Origin of the sequence: Testudinibacter sp. 'clade 2', assembly GCF_006227735.1 — a bacterium.
GTDB lineage: Bacteria > Pseudomonadota > Gammaproteobacteria > Enterobacterales > Pasteurellaceae > Chelonobacter.
In genome coordinates this window covers 1-18,763 of sequence record NZ_VDHB01000018.1, presented here as the reverse complement: position 1 = coordinate 18,763, position 18,763 = coordinate 1, and the positions used below count along the sequence as shown (strand labels likewise).

The following is an 18,763-nucleotide window of genomic DNA, read 5'->3' as shown; positions in this document are numbered from 1 at the left end:
AAACCATGTTGTTAAATTAGTGTTGTTAAATTCGATCGCGGATTCTATCACAACATTCGATTTTATTCAGTACTAAATTCCGCTCAGTGTTGGCTTTAATTGATACACGCCTGCCCGGCTTTCCATTCTACTCAGTAAAGTGCGGTTTTTTGCCTCATTCACGCAATTTCTCTTTTTAATCTAGAAATCAACTGTGGTATTCTTAGCGCCGATTTATCCCTTTATTCAGAGACTATTGTTGATAATCGCGATAACGTGGTTATTTAGGAGGAAAACAAAGACAGTGGAAAACGTTGTTAAAACCAAACCGGTGATTGAGCTGCGTTCAATCCGTAAGGAATATGACGGCAAAGCCATCATTAACGATTTTGATTTATCCATCAATCATGGTGAATTTATTACCATTTTAGGGCCTTCCGGTTGTGGAAAAACCACGATTCTGCGCCTGATTGCCGGTTTTGAGGAACTGAACGGCGGACAAATTATTCTGGATGGACAAGACATTAGTCAAGTTCCGGCAGAACAGCGTCCGGTCAATACCGTTTTCCAAAGTTATGCGCTGTTTCCGCATTTGAGTATTTACGAAAACGTAGCGTTCGGGCTAAAAATGCAGAAAGTACCGAGCCATGACATCAAACCACGCGTGTTGGAAGCACTGCGCATGGTGCAGCTCGAAGAATTTGCCGATCGTAAACCGGCACAACTTTCCGGTGGACAGCAGCAACGGGTGGCAATTGCCAGAGCGGTGGTGAATAAACCCAAAGTGTTGCTGTTGGACGAGTCGTTATCGGCGCTGGATTACAATCTGCGCAAACAGATGCAAAATGAGCTGAAAGCGCTGCAACGTCAACTGGGCATCACCTTTATTTTTGTGACCCACGACCAAGAAGAAGCCTTGAGTATGTCGGATCGGATTATCGTGTTGCGTGCCGGCAAATTACAACAAGACGGTACGCCACGCGAAATTTACGAAGAGCCGAACAATTTGTTTGTGGCGCAATTTATCGGTGAAATCAATATTTTTGATGCCATGGTGATCGAACGTCTGGATGAAAAACGGCTCAAAGCCAATGTCGAAGGCCGAATCTGCGATATTTTCGCGACACAATCGGTTTCCGCCGGCAGTCAACTGAAAGTGTTGCTGCGTCCGGAAGATTTACGCTTGGAAGAGGTTAACGAAACCGAGAAAGTCAACGGCATCGTCGGTTATGTGCGCGAACGCAACTACAAAGGCATGACGCTGGAATCCACCATCGAACTGGAAAGCGGCAAAATGGTGTTGATCAGCGAATTTTTTAACGAGGATGATCCAGACGTGGATCACTCGTTGAACCAGAAAGTGGCGATCACTTGGGTTGAAAGTTGGGAAGTGGTGTTAGAAGATGAAGATAACAACGCATAAATTTCAGAATATCACCGTTGCCATTATTTTCGGCTGGCTGATTTTCTTTGTGTTGGTGCCGAATATACTAGTATTAGGAACCAGTTTTCTCACCCGAGACACCAGCAACCTGATCGATTTCACTTTTTCACTCGACAGCTACAAACGCCTGTTTGATCCGCTGTATGCACAAGTGATGTGGAACTCGCTGTATATGTCGGGTTTGGCAACCATCATCTGCCTGCTGATCGGCTATCCGTTTGCGTTTATGATTGCCAAACTGCCAAGCAAATACCGCCCGATTCTGCTGTTTATGGTGATTTTGCCGTTCTGGACCAACTCCTTGATCCGCATCTACGGCATGAAAATTTTTCTTGGTGTGCGTGGTGTGTTGAACAATACGTTGATGTCGCTAGGTATTATTGATTCGCCGATTCGAATTATCAATACTGAAATCGCGGTGATCATCGGTTTGGTGTATATCCTGCTGCCGTTTATGATTCTGCCGCTCTACTCTGCGATTGAAAAATTGGACGGCCGCTTGCTGGAAGCCGCCAAAGACTTGGGCGCCGGCACAGTGCAGCGTTTTGTACGGATTATTCTGCCGTTGACGATGCCGGGCATTATCGCTGGCTGCCTGTTGGTGCTGCTGCCGGCCATGGGCATGTTCTATGTCGCTGATCTATTGGGTGGTGCGAAAGTGCTGTTAGTGGGGAATGTGATTAAGAGTGAGTTTTTGGTTTCACGCAACTGGCCGTTCGGCTCGGCTATCAGCATCGGGCTAACCATTCTGATGGCGTTGCTGTTATATATTTACTACCGTGCAGGTAAGTTGTTGAATAAAAAACCGGAGTTGGAATAATGGGTCGTTTACTACGCAGTGGTTTTATGTTTGTGGTATATGCCTATTTGTATATACCGATTATTATCCTAATCGTCAACTCGTTCAATGCCGACCGCTACGGCTTGAGCTGGAAAGGCTTTAGCTGGAGCTGGTACGAACGTCTGTTCAACAATGACACCTTGATTCAAGCCGCAATTCACTCGGTGACGATCGCATTTTTTGCCGCCACTTTAGCCACCATTATCGGCGGCTTGACCGCAATAGCGCTTTACCGTTATGCCTTTCGCGGCAAAAAATTCGTCGGCGGCATGCTGTTTATCGTGATGATGTCACCGGATATTGTGATGGCGGTTTCGCTGTTGGCGCTATTTATGCTATTCAGCATCAAGTTGGGCTTTGCGTCTTTATTATTGGCACATATCACGTTCTGCCTGCCGTATGTGGTGGTCACCATTCTGTCACGCCTAAAAGGGTTCGATGTCAAAATGTTGGAAGCCGCCAAAGATTTGGGTGCTGGCGAATTGACGATTCTCGGCAAAATCATTCTGCCATTGGCCTTGCCGGCAATTGTTTCCGGTTGGCTGCTCAGCTTCACCATTTCGCTGGATGATGTGGTGGTGTCGTCCTTTGTGACCGGCGTAAGCTATGAAGTGCTGCCACTGAAGATTTTCTCAATGGTAAAAACCGGCGTCACTCCGGAAGTCAACGCCTTGGCGACCATTATGATCTTGCTCTCGTTATTCTTGGTCACCTTAAGTCTGTTTATCGGACGCAAAAACAAGTAGTATTGGGTTACCCGCATTACAAAAGTGCGGGTATTTCTTGCTGCTATTTATCTTCTCTATTTTTTTGTTGGAGTATTTTACGATGAAAAAACTAAGCGCAGTCTTTACCGTCGGCATTCTTGGCTTAGCCGTGCAAGCCGCTGCAAATGCCAAAGATGAAGTGATCTACCTCTATGACTGGGCTGAGTATATTCCGCCCGGACTACTGGAAGATTTCACCGCAGAAACCGGGATCAAAGTGATTTTTTCCAGCTTTGAATCCAACGAAACGATGTACGCCAAAATGAAGACCATGGGCGACAGCGGTGGCTACGATGTGATCGCACCGTCCAACTACTTTGTTTCCAAAATGCGCAAAGAAGGCATGCTGATGCCGTTGGATCACAGCAAGCTGCCATCGCTGCAAGAGCTGGATCCGGAAATGCTGGATAAACCTTATGATCCGGGCAACCAATACTCTGTGCCGCAAATCTTCGGCGCCACTGCGATTGCTTACAACAGTGACGTTTATCCTGCCGGTACGTTTAACTCTTGGAATGATTTATGGAAACCGGAATTTAAAGACAAACTGCAATTGACCGATGATGCCCGTGAGCTGTTTCACATGACCTTAGTCACCATGGGCGAAGATCCGAACACCACTAATCCGGAATTAATCAAAAAAGCCTACGAAAAATTGCTGACCCTACGCCCGAATGTACTGACCTTCAATTCTGACAATCCTGCCAACTCGTTTATTGCCGGTGAGGTCAATGCGGGCATGTTGTGGAACGGCTCAGCGTTCATCGCACGCAAAGAAGGCATGCCGATCAATATCAGCTGGCCAAAAGAAGGCGCGATTTTCTGGATGGACACATTGGCAATTCCTGCAACCAGCAAAAATCCGGAAGCTGCCCACAAGCTGATTAACTATCTGATCAGCGCCCCGGTTGCCGAAAAAGTGGCATTAGAAGTCGGTTATCCGACCCCAAATCTACTGGCACGAAAAAAACTGCCAAAAGAAATTGTGGAGGACAGCCAGTTGTATCCACCATTGGAAGTGATGAAAAGCAGTATTTGGCAAGACGATGTCGGTGATGTTTCTGCCGTGTATGAAAACTATTTTCAGCAGTTTAAAGCAGCAAAATAACAATTACTTGATTAATCTCACAAAAAAGGTCTTCTTTAGAAGATCTTTTTTACGTTATAGCATAAGATAAAGCACCAACGGCGTGTTACTACGGAGGATTTTTTCATGCCTAATCACTATCGTTCCAATTCACATATTTCAGCCCAAGTGCGGTCAGCCTGTGCCAAATTAACCAATCAAGACTTGGCACAAACCGTATTGACCATTTTGACCGAACAACGTTTTGTTGGGCGTTTACCGCACTTTACTGTGCAGCACCTTTGCCACAAATTCGATTTGACGGCACGGGAGCTTTCGATTGCACTGCTACCGATCGCTGCTGCATACTCTCTCGCACCGATTTCACATTTTTATGTTGGTGCAGTTGCTATTGGTAGCTGCGGAAATTTCTACTTTGGCGCCAATATGGAGTTTATCGATACCGGTATGCAGCAGACCGTCCATGCCGAACAAAGTGCGATTGCGCATGCTTGGATGCAGGGTGAAACCGCACTTGAAGAGATTTCGGTCAATTACGCCCCTTGTGGCCACTGTCGCCAATTTATGAATGAACTCAATACCGCAGAAGGGCTGATCATCAACCTGCCACAGCACAAAAATCAACGCCTGAGTGAATATCTGCCGAATAGTTTCGGACCTAAAGATCTTAATATCAATGAATTACTGCTGACACCACGCCATCACGGTTTCAGCCTACTTAACACTGAAGATTTATTGATCGATACCGCACTTGAAGGTATCAACATCAGCCATGCACCTTACAGTGGCGCCTACGCTGGTGTTGCGTTGGAAACTGAAGACAACTTCTATTTCATCGGCAGTTATGCAGAAAATGCGGCTTTCAATCCAAGCCTACCGGCGCTACAAGTCGCTATCAATCACTTAATTCTGAGCGGATTCGAATTACAAAATATTAAAAGAGCGGTTCTGATCGAGAAAAAAGCTGAAATCAGCCAAAAAGTGATGGCAAAACAGCTACTGGCAACCTTATGCAAACTACCGTTGCAATATCTTTCAATTGACTAATAACAAAAAAGCCGCTTGGTCGTAACCTCGCGGCTTCTATCTATATGGATTAAAAACTGAAAAAGGGAGCTTGGCTCCCTTTCTCTCTTTTTGCAATCGCTTAAATTAAGCTAAAGCAGATTTGGCTTTTTCAACTAAAGCGGTGAAAGCCACTTTATCGAATACAGCGATGTCGGCAAGAATCTTACGATCGATTTCAACAGACGCCTTTTTCAAACCGTTGATGAAACGGCTGTACGACAAACCGTTTTGACGGGCCGCTGCGTTGATACGCGCGATCCACAATTGACGGAATTGACGTTTGCGTTGACGACGGTCACGGTAAGCATATTGACCTGCTTTGATAACCGCTTGGAAAGCAACGCGATACACGCGTGAACGCGCACCATAATAACCTTTAGCAGCCTTAAGAACTTTCTTATGACGAGCTCTGGCAACAACACCACGTTTTACACGGGCCATAGGGATCTCCTTTGATCTATTTTAACTGGAATGAAATGAACTATGCGTACGGCAAGCAGGCTACCACTAATACTTGGTCAGCTTTCGCTACCATTGATTTGTGGCGTAAATGACGTTTACGTTTAGTCGATTTCTTGGTCAAAATATGACGCAAGTGAGATTGTTTACGCTTAAAACCGCCGGAAGCTGTTTTTTTGAAACGCTTCGCAGCACCGCGTACTGTTTTAATTTTTGGCATAATTGGATTAACTCCGCATTGTATTATTAATCAATATAATCAGGCGAATAAAAAGCGCTTGGCTTGCACCAACCGCACTTTATTACTTGTTAGCGCTGATTACTTCTTCTTCGGCGCAAGCACCATCACCATTTGACGGCCTTCCAGTTTTGACGGAGCAGACTCCACCACGGCGATGTCAGCCAGATCGTTTTTAACACGTTCCAACACATCGGCACCGATTTGCTGATGGGCCATTTCACGTCCGCGAAAACGGATTGTGATCTTGGTTTTATCCCCATCTTCCAGAAAGCGAATCAGGCTGCGTAGTTTTACCTGATAGTCACCTTCGTCTGTACCAGGACGGAATTTGATTTCCTTAACCTGAACAACCTTTTGCTTTTTCTTCTGCTCTTTAGCCGTTTTGCTCTTTTCGTAGAGGAATTTGCCGTAATTCATAATTCGGCATACCGGCGGCTCTGCATTCGGGCTGATTTCAACCAAATCCAAAGTGGCGGCTTCCGCCATTTCCAGCGCTTGTTGAATACCGACAATTCCTGCCTGCTCGCCTTCAGCATCGATCAAGCGAACTTCTTTCACCTTAATCTCGTCATTAATACGATTTGGGCGTTGCGTCTGAACTCGTTTTACAGCTTTAATAGTCATCTTCCTCTATTTATTATAAGCAGGCTCACGCAATATTTTGCAGCTGAGCAGTTGAAAATTTTGCCGAATATGGCAAAAAAGTGGCGTAAATTTTAAAGAAAAACGCAGGGTTATGCAAGGGAATTTGTCAAAATCTTTGTATTTAATCAGCCTGCTAGCAACTAACAGGCTATGCTTTCGGTTTGCACAATGAAAACCTAAACTTATTGCACTCACTGCAACCATTGCAGCTTTATCTGTCTGTGCCTATCAACCAGAAAAAGTACAGACCGGTTGCCAAGCTTAACTCGCCCTGTTTTGAAAAGTAACTTATCGATGACCTATCGCTAACAGCAGAATCTATAGCAATAAAAAATGCGGTAGCCAATTGCTCAGCTACCGCACTTTTTTTCATTAATCCCGACTAATCATCAAACTCATCTAGCCAGAGCAATAAGATCGCTTCCAAGATTTTTTCATTAGATTTTTGCGGATCGTCATCAAATCCGTCTAGATCACAGATCCAGGCGTGCATATCGGTAAAACGTACGGTTTTAGGATCAGTATCGGGATATAACTCCGACAGCGCCCATGCAATATCTTGCGTATCCTGCCATTTCATCTTGAAAATCCTTTTAGAATTAATGCTCTTCTCTGGCGTGATTGATGGTGTAGCGCGGAATGTCGATCACTAAGTCTTGGTTGCCGACCACTGCTTGACAACTTAAGCGGCTTTCAATTTCCAAACCCCAAGCTTTATCCAACATATCTTCTTCCAGATCGCTACTTTCATTTAACGAGTCAAAGCCTTCACGCACCACCACATGGCAAGTAGTACAGGCACATGATTTTTCACAGGCATGTTCAATTTCAATCCCGGCATTTAACGCAGCATCCAAAATGCTTTCGCCACGTTCGGCTTCTACTACCATTCCTTCCGGGCATAAGCTTTCATGAGGAAGAAAAATTAACTTTGGCATTTCTAAATCCTTTTTAATAATTAATTGTTTTCAAGTTCATCGATACTGTGACCTTGCAGCACGCTACGCACCGATTGATTCATTCGGCGGGCGGCAAAATCACGGGTCACGATATCAAGTTGTTTAATTCCCTGCTTGATCAACTCGCTGTCTTGTTGTTCAAGCTGCTGTCGTAATTTGTCGATTTGCACTTCAATTTGCGCTAATTCTTCGGCAGACAGTAATGTTCGGTCTTGCTTTAGAGCTTCTTCTACGCCCTCGATCACACGGCTCGCTTCAACACGCTGTTCCGTCAAACGGCGCGCTTCAATATCCAGTTCAGCATTTTCGATCGAAGCATGAATCATCTCTCTGATTTCATTTTCACTTAAACCATAAGACGGTTTCACCTGAATTGATGATTGCACTTTGCTGGATTTTTCCATCGCAGTCACACTGAGTAAACCATCGGCATCAACCTGATAAGTCACCCGAATATGTGCCGCCCCGGCCACCATCGGTGGAATACCACGCAAGGTGAAACGGGCAAGCGAGCGGCAATCCGCCACCATTTCCCGTTCGCCTTGCACGATGTGCACCGTCATTGCGGTTTGCCCATCTTTGAAAGTGGTGAACTCTTGTGCTCGTGCGGCCGGAATGGTGGTGTTGCGCGGAATGATTTTTTCCACCAGACCGCCCATGGTTTCTATTCCCAATGATAACGGTGTCACATCCAGCAACAACATATCGGCGTCTGTTTTATTACCCACCAAAATATCGGCTTGAATCGCTGCGCCTAATGCCACCACTTTATCCGGATCAATCGAAGTCAACGGCGTTTTACCGAAAAATTCGCCCACTTGTTCGCGGATTAACGGTATGCGGGTTGAGCCACCGACCATCACTACTTGCAATACGTCCTCTTGACCGACCTGTGCATCTTTCAACGCACGACGGCACGCCATTAGCGAGCGTTTCACCAACGGCTGAATCAGTTGATCAAACTGGGGGCGGCTGATTTCGCCCTGCCATGTTTTAAACTGCACCTTGACCGCACTTTCTGCACTTAATTGTACTTTAGTCGCAATCGCTGTTTCCAATAGCTGGCGGCGTTCAATGTTATTGGTCGCAACAATACCCGATTGTTGTTCAATCCAATCGGCAAGTAGGTGATCGAAATCATCACCGCCAAGTGCGGTATCACCACCGGTGGCCAGCACTTCAAACACACCTTTTGATAGCCGCAAAATAGAAATATCAAAAGTGCCGCCCCCTAAATCATAGACGGCAATCACCCCTTCTTGTCCGGAATCTAAACCGTAGGCAATTGCCGCTGCCGTGGGTTCATTGAGCAGACGCAATACTTGCAGGCCGGCTAAACGTGCCGCATCTTTGGTCGACTGCCGTTGAGCATCATCAAAATATGCTGGTACAGTAATCACCGCACCCGACAGTTCACCGCCTAAACGGGCTTCCGCCAGGTGATTGAGTTTTTTCAGAATATCGGCTGAAATTTGTACCGGGCTAAAATTACCTTGTGCGGTTTCAATTAATGGCAAGCCGTTTTCGCTCGCTTGAAAGTGATACGGCAAATTGGGATAACGTTGTTGTACATCGACTAAACTGCGCCCGATCAAACGTTTGACCGAGATGATGGTCTGTTGCGGTTCGCTGACCGCCCTTGCTAAAGCAGCACAACCGACCAATGGTTTATCCAGTGCATAATTGACGACCGAAGGAATCAAAACGTTGCCGTCTACATCGGCTAAAATTTCGCTAGCACCATTACGCACGGTCGCCAATAACGAGTTGGTCGTACCTAAATCGATCCCCACCGCCAAACGGTGTTGATGTGGCGCAGCAGTTTGTCCGGGTTCGGCAATTTGAAGTAATGCCATGTTATGTTTCCGTTTTTATCAGAATAAGAGTAAAAGTAAAAAACTAATAAGCGAAGTGCGGTTTTTGTGTGGCATAGATTCGCTTATCCGTATTGTAAACAGCCGTTAGTATAACATTAGCCGTATAAGCGATCTTCGATTTGTTCTACTTCCAACAACAGTTTTTCAATAAATTTCAAACGGTCTATCTGCTGTTTTAGTTGCGCCCATCCTTTTTGCCGAATCGCTGTTTCAATCGCCTGTAATTGTTGTCGGCGTAAAACTTCAGCTTTATCGCGCAAGGTCGCAATCTCATCTTCGTCACAACTACAAGCTGCTGCTTCCAGAGCTTCACGCAACATCAATTGTTGCAACAAAAATTCGCTGTCTTTCACCGTCTCTTCCGGATTGAGTGGCTGTGTCCAATTCAGTTGTAAAATCGCTTCGGCACGACGAATCGGATTTTTCAGCACTTGGTAAGCGTCATTAATCTCAGCGGCATACTGCACCGCTTTCAATTGTTCTGCACTGGAGGAGGTCGCAAAATTATCTGGGTGATAAGCTTTTTGCAAGCTTAAATAACGCTGAGATAAAAGTGCGGTATCGAGATTAAATTCAACGGCTAGATTAAAAAGTTCAAATGGGTTTTGCATTCTGTTTCCTAGTCGATTAACCGCACTTTATACCGTGAAGCTCTCGCCACAGCCACATTCGTCTTTTTTATTCGGATTATTAAATTTGAAGCCTTCGTTCAGCCCCTCTTTGACAAAATCCAATTGCGTACCTTTTAGATAGACCAGACTTTTGCTATCGATAATCACTTTTACACCGTGTTGTTCAAACACCTGATCATCTTCGTTCAGTGTATCGACAAATTCCAACACATAAGCCAAACCGGAACAGCCCGATGTTTTCACGCCTAAACGCAAACCAACCCCTTTGCCACGGTTTTGTAAAAATGTGCGTACACGATTGGCTGCACTTTCAGTTAAATTGACACCCATATCATTTCCTTATTTTACTACTAAAGATGACCCTGAAATGGAAAGCCCCACCCGGCACAACACCGAGTGGGGGAATAGTATTATTTATTATTTTTAGCTTTATAATCGGCAATTGCCGCTTTGATCGCATCTTCTGCCAGAATTGAACAATGAACTTTCACCGGCGGCAATTCCAATTCTTCGGCGATTTGGCTGTTTTTAATCGAACCTGCTTCGTCCAAAGATTTACCTTTAACCCATTCGGTGATCAATGAACTGGAGGCAATAGCAGAACCACAACCGTAGGTTTTAAAACGTGCATCTTCGATGATGCCGTTGTCGCTGACTTTGATCTGCAACTGCATCACATCACCACAAGCCGGTGCCCCTACCATGCCACTGCCGACGTTTTGTTCTTTTTTGTCAAATGACCCCACGTTACGTGGATTTTCATAATGATCGATAACTTTTTCACTGTATGCCATTTTCTTGCTCCTATTCTTTACTTAATTAGTGGGCAGTCCACTGTACTGAATTTAAATCAACACCTTCTTTAAACATATCCCACAACGGTGACAGTTCACGCAATTTATTGACTGCTTTTTTGACCAACTCGATGGCGTAATCCACCTCTTCTTCTGTGGTATAACGCCCGATAGAAAAACGAATCGAACTGTGCGCCAATTCATCATTCAAGCCTAAGGCACGCAGTACATAAGACGGCTCAAGGCTTGCTGAAGTACAAGCAGAACCGGAAGAGACCGCTAAATCACTCAGCGACATCATCAACGACTCGCCTTCAACATAATTGAAACTGATGTTCAAATTGCCGGCGACACGCTGTTCCAATGAACCGTTGACATGCACTTCTTCGATATCTTTCAAACCGTTATACAGTCTGTCACGCAGTGCTTTGATGCGTGGAATTTCGGTCGCCATCTCTTCTTTACAGATCCGATAGGCTTCACCCATTCCCACAATTTGATGTACCGGTAATGTGCCTGAACGCATCCCGCGCTCATGACCACCGCCGTGGATCATCGCTTCAATCCGCACCCGTGGCTTACGACGTACATACAAGCCGCCGATACCTTTCGGTCCATAGAGTTTATGACCGGAAAACGACATCAAATCCACATTCAATTTGCTTAAATCAATCTCAACTTTACCGACACTTTGCGTCGCATCGGTGTGGAATAACACTTTTTTCGCACGGCACAAGTCGCCGATTTTTTCGATATCCTGAATCACACCGATTTCATTATTCACATGCATAATCGACACCAAAATAGTATCGTCACGCATTGCAGCTTCCAGTTTTGCCAAATCGACCAAACCATCCGCTTCCGGCTCCAGATAAGTGACTTCAAAACCTTCACGTTCCAACTGACGACAAGTGTCCAACACCGCTTTATGTTCGGTTTTGCAGGTGATGATATGTTTACCTTTAGTTTGGTAAAAGTGCGCCGCCCCTTTGATCGCCAAGTTATCGGATTCAGTTGCGCCGGAAGTAAATACGATCTCTCTTGAATCTGCACCAATCAAATCCGCAACTTGATTACGCGCAATATCCACCGCCTCTTCAGCCTGCCAGCCAAAACGGTGCGAACGGGAAGCCGGATTACCGAAAATTCCGTCATAGGTCATAAATTCCATCATTTTTTTAGCAACTCGCTCATCTGCCGGGCAAGTTGCCGCATAATCCAAATAAATTGGTAATTTCATTTTCACTCCTGAAAAATTAACACTATCAACCGCACTTTAAGCGCGACTGACAACTTGAAATGGTTGTTGATCCAAATGTTTTTTTAACGCACTGCGTTGGTTCTGCTTATTCACCAAATCGGCAATCGTAATCCCGTTCAGAAAATCCTCGATCTCCTCACTCAACTGCGCCCACAATGAGTGTGTTAAACAAGTAATTCCGCCCTGACAGTTTCCTTTGCCTTTACACTTTGTCGCCGTAATGTTTTCATTCACTGCAGCGATGATCATACCGATCGCAATTTTATCAATCGGCATTCCCAACAAATAACCACCGCCCGGTCCACGCACACTTTTGACCAGACCGTAACGGCGCAATTTTGCAAATAGCTGTTCTAAATAGGAAAGTGAAATTTGTTGACGATCTGAAATTTCAGCCAACGTAATCGGCATTTCGATTTCGCCACGTTGTGAATGGAGCGCAATATCCAACATTGCCGTCACCGCGTAACGCCCTTTAGATGTCAATTTCATAGCCTGTCCTCAATCATTCTGGTATAGGCTGATTCTTTCATACCAGACTATTTTAGTCAACTTTAAATCCGACTATTTCTGTATGTTTTCATCTATCGTAGCATTCACGATTTATTTACTCGCTTGCAACCGTACTTTTCTTTACCGCCGCCAGCATTCCCTGCAAAATATTCAGTTCGTTTTTGCGCAGATCAGCTCGGGCATACAAACTACGCAATTTCGGCATCACGCCACTATTTTGAATAAAATTCAACTGCCGATAGAGCTGCTCAGTTTGGTTAAAAAAATAGTCCAGCTCCTGCTGAGTCGGTTTTTCGTTGACCTCCGTGACAAGTGTGGTTGGCTCCGATTGCCGGCTGCCTAACATCGCCATGCGAATTTCATAACTGACTAATTGCACCGCCATCGCTAGGTTCAATGAGGCATAATCCGGGTTGGCGGGAATGTTCAAATGAAAACCGCACTTTAGCAGCTCTTCATTGGTCAATCCGACCCGTTCACGCCCAAAAACAATCGCCACTTTACCACCCTGCTCAGCGTAGCGCACTGCCTGCTTCCCACAACCACGCGGATCAATTTGCGGAATCGCCAAATGTCGGCTGCGCGCACTGGTGCCGATCACCAACGAGCAATCCGCCACCGCTTGATTAAAGTTTTCCACAACTACCGCACTTTCCACTATATCATTCGCCCCGGCTGATAAGGCGATTGCCTGCTCATCGGGCAAGGTTTTTGGTGCGACCAAATACAGCGACGACAACCCCATCGTCTTCATCGCCCGCGCCGTCGAGCCGATATTGCCGGTGTGTGAAGTTTCTACGAGTACAATTCGGATGTTTTTTAATTGAATTTGCATTGCCATATCAATAATTACTCGCCAGTTTGCGAGCGCTGTGCAGCACTCTTAAAATAATCAGGCTTTCCTTTTCTAACACATAAATCAGAATAAAGGGAAAGTGCGGTACAATCAGCTTGCGGTAGCGACTGGAAACCTCTCTAACTTTTTTGCCAAGTTGAGGATTTTGCTGTAATAGCTGCGCCATCTCTTCAAACTTTGCATCTACCTGATCGGCCAAAGCCAAACCTGCATGTTCAAAAAAATAATGAAAAATCTGTTCTCGATCTTGCTGTGCCTGCGCTTCCCAAAATAGCTTCACGACTATTCCTCAGTTAGTTGACGACGTAATTGTTGCATTTTTTGCTGACTCTGATCGGCATCAAATAAATATGTTTGTTGGCTTTCATAACGCTGAATAGCTTCATTTATTTGGGTTTCAAGCCAATAAGCATGCGTATTGCTCTGGTATTCCAGCTCTTCTGCTGCCAGCTGTTCCGCTCTTTCACGCATTAACTTAGTCAAATCTGTCTGCTGTCTTTTAGCCGCTTGCATTGCCAATTGCTTTGTTTGCGCATCTATCCGAAAATGGATCGTTTCCATTCTTCCCCCCTAATTTATGGTGTCATTTGTGTTGTCGATTATATCTGAATATACAGCGACGACAACCCCATCGTCTTCATCGCCCGCGCCGCCGAGCCGATATTGCCGGTGTGTGACGTTTCTACGAGTACAATTCGGATATTTTTTAACCTATTTTCCTTTTCAATATCGATTGGTTAAATCATTAAGAGCGATATAAACAAAAACCTGATTTTGATTCATCATCAAAATCGGGGGTATTATACAGTTATTGGTATTAAATCTAATTAGCCGATCAACGCTACTCCAGTTAAACCAATAAATAAACCCGCAATAGTAGCACTCATTAAATTAGATAATGATCCTGCGATAACTGCTTTTATTCCCATCTGAGCGATTTCAGCGCGGCGATTAGGTGCCATAGTGCCGATCCCTCCGATTAAAATAGCAATTGAGCCTAAATTTGCAAATCCGCATAATGCAAAGGTGATAATAGCTTTAGTTTTATCAGCAAGTACCATCGGCGGATTTTCACCCAAGTAGCGCCCAAAATCAAGGTAAGCCACAAATTCATTAATCACTAATTTTTGACCGATCATTGAACCTGCTACATGAGCCTCATTCCAAGGTACGCCGATAATATAAGCCAGTGGTTGAAATAACCAGCCTAAAATCATCTGCAAACTCAGTTCAGGCTGATTAAACCAGGCACCAATCCCACCTATTATCCCGTTCAATAACGCAATCAACGCAACAAAGGCAAGCAACATCGCTCCAACATTCAGTGCTAATTGCATACCTGCCGACGCACCACCCGCTGCTGCATCTAAAATATTGGCAGGTTTATCTTCATGGCTATTATGATCAATATCATCATTAACCTGCTCTGTCTGAGGCATTAAAATCTTGGCAAATAATAACCCACCCGGTGCTGCCATAAATGAAGCTGCAATTAAATAGGGAACAGGAACGCCCATTGCTGCATATCCTGCCAATGCAGAACCAGCTATAGAAGCTAAGCCACCGCACATAATTGCGAATAGTTCGGATTGGGTCATTTTTGCAATATAGGGTTTTACCACTAAAGGTGCTTCAGTTTGTCCGACAAAGATATTAGCTGCTGCTGACATTGATTCTGTTTTCGATGTTTTTAATACCACTTGCAGCAATCCGCCTAAAATTTTAATCACCCACTGCATAATACCAATGTAATAGAGCACTGAAATTAATGAGGCAAAAAAGATGATCACCGGCAATACTCGTAACGCAAAAACAAACCCACCTCCGCCAAATACTTCGAACATTCGATCACTGACCAAGCCGCCAAAAAGAAAGCCTATCCCATCATTACCATAATCAATCACTTTCTGGACACCATTTGAAATTGCTAATAACGCATCTCGACCAGCAGGCACATATAGAATTAATGCGCCAATTCCGATCTGCATTCCCAAAGCGCCAAACACTGTACGATAATTAATAGTTTTACGATTACTGGATAATAAAAATGCTATCGCCAACAATACAAAAATTCCAACGATACTTAATATAGAACTCATAAAAACCTCACATAAAAAGAAGTAAAAACAACGATGTTAACTACAACTCAAACAGCTATTCGATATAAAGATCAAATAGCCGCTCAATAAGGCTTTGGCAAAATATTAGGGGGCTATAATTTTATGATAGTGAACTGCAATTTGAGCTGCTAGTTTGGCATTATTAAAAACCAAATTAATATTCGAATTTAAGCTCTCGCCTCCTGTTAATTCAGCCACTCTAGCCAATAAGAATGGCGTGCTTTCTTTTCCAATAATACCTTTTTCGACCGATTCTGCGACTGCCTGCTCAATCGCTTGATTTATTTCCAGTTCTGGCATCGCATATTGTTCAGGAATAGGATTAGCAATGACTACACCGCCAGTGAGCCCGATAGACCATTTGGCTTCAATTGCTGAGGCAATAGCTTCTGCGGAATCAAGCCGAACACTGACCTCAAAAGGGCTTGTTCTGGAAAAAAACGCTGGTAGTTTTTTAGTTTGATAACCAATTAAGGGAACACCGAAAGTCTCTAAATATTCCGTCGTCAAACCAAGATCCAGAATCGATTTGGCTCCAGCGCACACGACTGCAACATTGGTATGTGCCAATTCTTGTAAGTCTGCCGAAATATCAAAGCTATACTCCGCACCACGATGCACACCACCAATTCCACCGGTAGCAAAGACTTTAATACCTGCCATTGCTGCTACGATCATTGTTGCTGCAACCGTTGTTGCCCCATTGGTTTTAGCGGCGACAACAAAAGGCAAATCTCTGCGGCTCACTTTAGCAACGGCATGCCCTTCTTTACCCAAAAGTTCAATCTCTTCTACGGATAATCCCGCTTTTAACCGCCCTTTAATAATCGCTATCGTCGCCGGGACAGCACCGTTTTGACGAATAACTTTTTCAACCTCCAACGCTGTTGCTACATTTTGCGGATATGGCATTCCATGAGAAATAATGGTTGATTCCAAGGCGACGACCGGAATATTATTTTTCAATGCTTCAACAACTTCCGGTGCTATATCAAGATATTTATTCATAATTGAACCTCCAAGAGTTTTTTTACACTATCATCAGATAAATTGGGATTATTAGTAAACTCAGAGGATAACGCCATCGCAGCGCAAGCTTGAGCATAACGAACACTGTCCGCAAACGTAATATTTTCCAACCAACAGCAAACCAGTCCCGCCATCATTGCATCACCGGCACCAGTTACATTCACAATATTGACCTTTAATGGCTCTGCCCAGCCAGCCATTCCATCTTTTTCACTAAAATAAACACCACGCGATCCCAAACTTAATACCAATCGTTTAAGCCCCTGCTGGTGAAACCATGTGGCAACGTTTAATACATCGTCATTTGTTTTTATTTCAATACCACTTAATGCTTCAGCTTCCAAGCGATTAGGTTTTAGCGTATGAATATGCGAAAGCCAATTTTTAATTTTCATGGCTTTAAACGTTGAAACTGAATCAACAAATATCGGAATATCAGCACTATTGCTAAAAATCCACGCTAATGTTTTTTCAGTTAAATTACAGTCAAGTACGATAGCATCAGCATGTTGAATAAAAGTAAGTCGCGAAGATAACAGCGCTGGCGTGAGATTCTTTAATATATCCATATCATTAATGGCAACCACCATTTCACCATTGTCATCCAACAACGAAAGATAAGTAGAAGTTGTTTCATTATGTAGCTGATAACATCGGTCAACATAGGCTCCAGCCTGTTTTGTCCGTTCCAATACGGTTTCACCGTACAAATCATCACCGACTACCGAAATCAAGTGTGATTCTTTTCCCAGCATAGCAATATTTTGCGCTATATTTCGCCCCACCCCACCGGGCGTACATTTAATTTTTCCTAAATTAGAATCACCAAAAACAATATTACCCAAAGAGTATCCGGCAATATCCATATTGGTTCCGCCAATTGTCACAACCCGTTGCTGCGGCGATAAAATATAGCCCTTCCCTCTTATTTGACCTTTATGCATTAAATTCATAATGTAACCGGCTACGCTAGAGCGGCTTAATCCCAAATTATCTGCAATTTGTTGTTGAGGCATTAAAGGATCTTTACGTAACAGCTCCAAAATTTGTTGTTCACGATTCATAGTCAACACCTGTTTGTTTTTCAACTTTTGTTTAAGATATCCTATGGCAAAACTAAAAATAAATAGGTTATAATTTAATCTGTGATATGCAGCACAAATTTCGAACAATAAAATTTATATTTTGTGATCTAAAAAGCAAAACAATCTGGCTATACCACTAAAATTTACCTCGCAATTTCCGTCACAATTCTTTATAATCCGCTCAGTTTTTATTTTGTCATGACAAAATAAATTTTCTTCTCTTTGTTCTTTAAAATCCGGTGGAATTATGAATCCAATGTTAAATATCGCTATTCGTGCTGCACGAAAAGCAGGCAATGTGATTGCCAAAGGCTATGAGCGTCCTGACAGTCTTGAAACAACAACCAAACGTGCTAATGACTACGTCACCAATATTGATAAAGAAGCTGAGCAGGCGATTATCGAGGTGATCAAAAAATCTTACCCTGAGCACACTATCATTACTGAAGAGACTGGGGTGATTGAAGGCGAGAACAAAAATGTACAATGGATTATCGACCCACTGGATGGCACCACCAACTTTATCAAATCCTTTCCGCACTTTTCTGTTTCGATTGCTATCCGTGAAAACGGCCGTACTGAAGTCGGTGTCGTCTATGATCCGATTCGTAACGAACTGTTTACGGCGGTGCGTGGCGAAGGCGCTAAATTAAATGAAACTCGTCTGCGGGTGGAAAACAAGCGCGAGCTTGACGGCACCGTGCTGGCAACCGGTTTCCCGTTCAAAGCTAAACAGCATATGCCAACCCAACTCAATATTATGCAGTCTTTGCTGGAAAACGTTGCGGATTTCCGTCGTTCCGGTTCTGCTGCATTAGATTTAGCCTATGTTGCCGCCAATCGCGTGGACGGCTATTTTGAAATCGGGTTGAAACCTTGGGATTGTGCTGCCGGTGATTTGATTGTGCGTGAAGCGGGTGGTATTGTCAGCGACTTTGTCGGTGGGCATAACTATTTGAAATCGGGTAATATGGTTGCCGCTGCGCCACGCATTGCCAAAGCGATTTTGACCAAACTGCAACCGCACTTGAGCGATGAACTGAAAAAATAATATTATTATAAGCATTTCTAAGGCGATTTCTTCAATCGCCTTAGACTGCTGACAA

At 44.1% G+C, this 18,763-nt stretch carries 23 protein-coding genes; 6 read left to right on the top strand and 17 right to left on the bottom strand.

All coding sequences use genetic code 11. The features are described from left to right. Positions 1–283: 283 nt before the first annotated feature. The 5 genes from potA (at position 284) to cdd (ending at position 5,165) form a co-directional block, all read left to right on the top strand. Positions 284–1,402 (top strand): spermidine/putrescine ABC transporter ATP-binding protein PotA, encoded by a 1,119-nt coding sequence (potA, locus tag FHQ30_RS02345; protein ID WP_139611376.1) that lies wholly within the window; start codon positions 284–286, stop codon positions 1,400–1,402. Beyond that, entirely contained in the window at positions 1,383–2,243 is an 861-nt protein-coding gene (gene potB / locus FHQ30_RS02340; RefSeq protein ID WP_139608105.1) for a spermidine/putrescine ABC transporter permease PotB, read from the top strand. The genes potA and potB overlap by 20 nt, the downstream gene beginning before the upstream one ends. Continuing rightward, on the top strand, positions 2,243–3,010 hold the full coding sequence (potC, locus tag FHQ30_RS02335; protein ID WP_132966627.1) for a spermidine/putrescine ABC transporter permease PotC: 768 nt from the start codon (positions 2,243–2,245) through the stop codon (positions 3,008–3,010). Before potB ends, potC begins: the two co-directional genes overlap by 1 nt. A gap of 82 nt (positions 3,011–3,092) precedes the next feature. Further along, positions 3,093–4,139, top strand: a complete 1,047-nt coding sequence (locus FHQ30_RS02330; RefSeq protein WP_139608106.1) for an extracellular solute-binding protein — start codon at positions 3,093–3,095, stop codon at positions 4,137–4,139. 105 nt (positions 4,140–4,244) lie between these two features. Then, positions 4,245–5,165 (top strand): cytidine deaminase, encoded by a 921-nt coding sequence (gene cdd, locus FHQ30_RS02325; RefSeq protein ID WP_139611377.1) that lies wholly within the window; start codon positions 4,245–4,247, stop codon positions 5,163–5,165. Positions 5,166–5,270: 105 nt separating this feature from the next. Here cdd and rplT read toward each other — a convergent pair whose 3' ends face one another. The 17 genes from rplT to FHQ30_RS02235 form a co-directional block, all read right to left on the bottom strand. Further along, positions 5,271–5,627 (bottom strand): 50S ribosomal protein L20, encoded by a 357-nt coding sequence (rplT, locus tag FHQ30_RS02320; RefSeq protein WP_084257409.1) that lies wholly within the window; start codon positions 5,625–5,627, stop codon positions 5,271–5,273. Between the two features lie 40 nt (positions 5,628–5,667). Beyond that, on the bottom strand, positions 5,668–5,865 hold the full coding sequence (rpmI, locus tag FHQ30_RS02315) for a 50S ribosomal protein L35 (protein ID WP_034613912.1): 198 nt from the start codon (positions 5,863–5,865) through the stop codon (positions 5,668–5,670). Between the two features lie 99 nt (positions 5,866–5,964). Then, a complete protein-coding gene (gene infC / locus FHQ30_RS02310) occupies positions 5,965–6,510 on the bottom strand; it encodes a translation initiation factor IF-3 (protein WP_255296791.1) in 546 nt (181 codons plus the stop codon). Positions 6,511–6,913: 403 nt separating this feature from the next. Then, the gene (gene iscX / locus FHQ30_RS02305) at positions 6,914–7,111 is read right to left on the bottom strand and encodes a Fe-S cluster assembly protein IscX (protein WP_132966632.1); all 198 of its coding nucleotides are present in this window, start codon (positions 7,109–7,111) and stop codon (positions 6,914–6,916) included. A 19-nt stretch (positions 7,112–7,130) separates the two neighbouring features. Further along, positions 7,131–7,469, bottom strand: a complete 339-nt coding sequence (gene fdx, locus FHQ30_RS02300) for an ISC system 2Fe-2S type ferredoxin (protein ID WP_132966634.1) — start codon at positions 7,467–7,469, stop codon at positions 7,131–7,133. Between the two features lie 20 nt (positions 7,470–7,489). Then, complete coding sequence (gene hscA / locus FHQ30_RS02295) at positions 7,490–9,346, bottom strand: Fe-S protein assembly chaperone HscA (protein ID WP_139611378.1); 1,857 nt, start codon at positions 9,344–9,346, stop codon at positions 7,490–7,492. Positions 9,347–9,462: 116 nt separating this feature from the next. Next, positions 9,463–9,978 carry a Fe-S protein assembly co-chaperone HscB gene (gene hscB / locus FHQ30_RS02290; RefSeq protein ID WP_139611379.1) on the bottom strand — a complete coding sequence of 172 codons (516 nt, stop codon included), beginning with the start codon at positions 9,976–9,978 and terminating at the stop codon, positions 9,463–9,465. A 27-nt stretch (positions 9,979–10,005) separates the two neighbouring features. Continuing rightward, positions 10,006–10,329 carry an iron-sulfur cluster assembly protein IscA gene (iscA, locus tag FHQ30_RS02285; protein WP_132966640.1) on the bottom strand — a complete coding sequence of 108 codons (324 nt, stop codon included), beginning with the start codon at positions 10,327–10,329 and terminating at the stop codon, positions 10,006–10,008. Between the two features lie 80 nt (positions 10,330–10,409). Next, positions 10,410–10,793 (bottom strand): Fe-S cluster assembly scaffold IscU, encoded by a 384-nt coding sequence (iscU, locus tag FHQ30_RS02280; RefSeq protein ID WP_132966642.1) that lies wholly within the window; start codon positions 10,791–10,793, stop codon positions 10,410–10,412. Positions 10,794–10,818: 25 nt separating this feature from the next. Further along, on the bottom strand, positions 10,819–12,033 hold the full coding sequence (locus FHQ30_RS02275) for an IscS subfamily cysteine desulfurase (protein ID WP_139611380.1): 1,215 nt from the start codon (positions 12,031–12,033) through the stop codon (positions 10,819–10,821). 36 nt (positions 12,034–12,069) lie between these two features. Beyond that, positions 12,070–12,546 carry a Fe-S cluster assembly transcriptional regulator IscR gene (gene iscR / locus FHQ30_RS02270; RefSeq protein WP_139611381.1) on the bottom strand — a complete coding sequence of 159 codons (477 nt, stop codon included), beginning with the start codon at positions 12,544–12,546 and terminating at the stop codon, positions 12,070–12,072. Positions 12,547–12,661: 115 nt separating this feature from the next. Then, positions 12,662–13,402 (bottom strand): tRNA (cytosine(32)/uridine(32)-2'-O)-methyltransferase TrmJ, encoded by a 741-nt coding sequence (gene trmJ / locus FHQ30_RS02265; RefSeq protein ID WP_139611382.1) that lies wholly within the window; start codon positions 13,400–13,402, stop codon positions 12,662–12,664. A gap of 7 nt (positions 13,403–13,409) precedes the next feature. Then, the gene (locus FHQ30_RS02260) at positions 13,410–13,703 is read right to left on the bottom strand and encodes a type II toxin-antitoxin system RelE/ParE family toxin (protein ID WP_267963826.1); all 294 of its coding nucleotides are present in this window, start codon (positions 13,701–13,703) and stop codon (positions 13,410–13,412) included. 2 nt (positions 13,704–13,705) lie between these two features. Beyond that, the gene (locus FHQ30_RS02255) at positions 13,706–13,984 is read right to left on the bottom strand and encodes a damage-inducible protein J (protein WP_139611384.1); all 279 of its coding nucleotides are present in this window, start codon (positions 13,982–13,984) and stop codon (positions 13,706–13,708) included. 266 nt (positions 13,985–14,250) lie between these two features. Next, positions 14,251–15,522: a NupC/NupG family nucleoside CNT transporter gene (locus FHQ30_RS02245; RefSeq protein ID WP_139611385.1), complete on the bottom strand. Its 1,272-nt coding sequence runs from the start codon at positions 15,520–15,522 to the stop codon at positions 14,251–14,253. A gap of 105 nt (positions 15,523–15,627) precedes the next feature. Continuing rightward, entirely contained in the window at positions 15,628–16,551 is a 924-nt protein-coding gene (locus tag FHQ30_RS02240) for a pseudouridine-5'-phosphate glycosidase (RefSeq protein ID WP_139611386.1), read from the bottom strand. Next, positions 16,548–17,636: a PfkB family carbohydrate kinase gene (locus FHQ30_RS02235; RefSeq protein WP_139611387.1), complete on the bottom strand. Its 1,089-nt coding sequence runs from the start codon at positions 17,634–17,636 to the stop codon at positions 16,548–16,550. Before FHQ30_RS02235 ends, FHQ30_RS02240 begins: the two co-directional genes overlap by 4 nt. Positions 17,637–17,904: 268 nt before the next feature. Between FHQ30_RS02235 and suhB the strand changes: the two genes are divergently transcribed. Then, a complete protein-coding gene (suhB, locus tag FHQ30_RS02230; RefSeq protein WP_139611388.1) occupies positions 17,905–18,708 on the top strand; it encodes an inositol-1-monophosphatase in 804 nt (267 codons plus the stop codon). Positions 18,709–18,763: the final 55 nt, after the last annotated feature.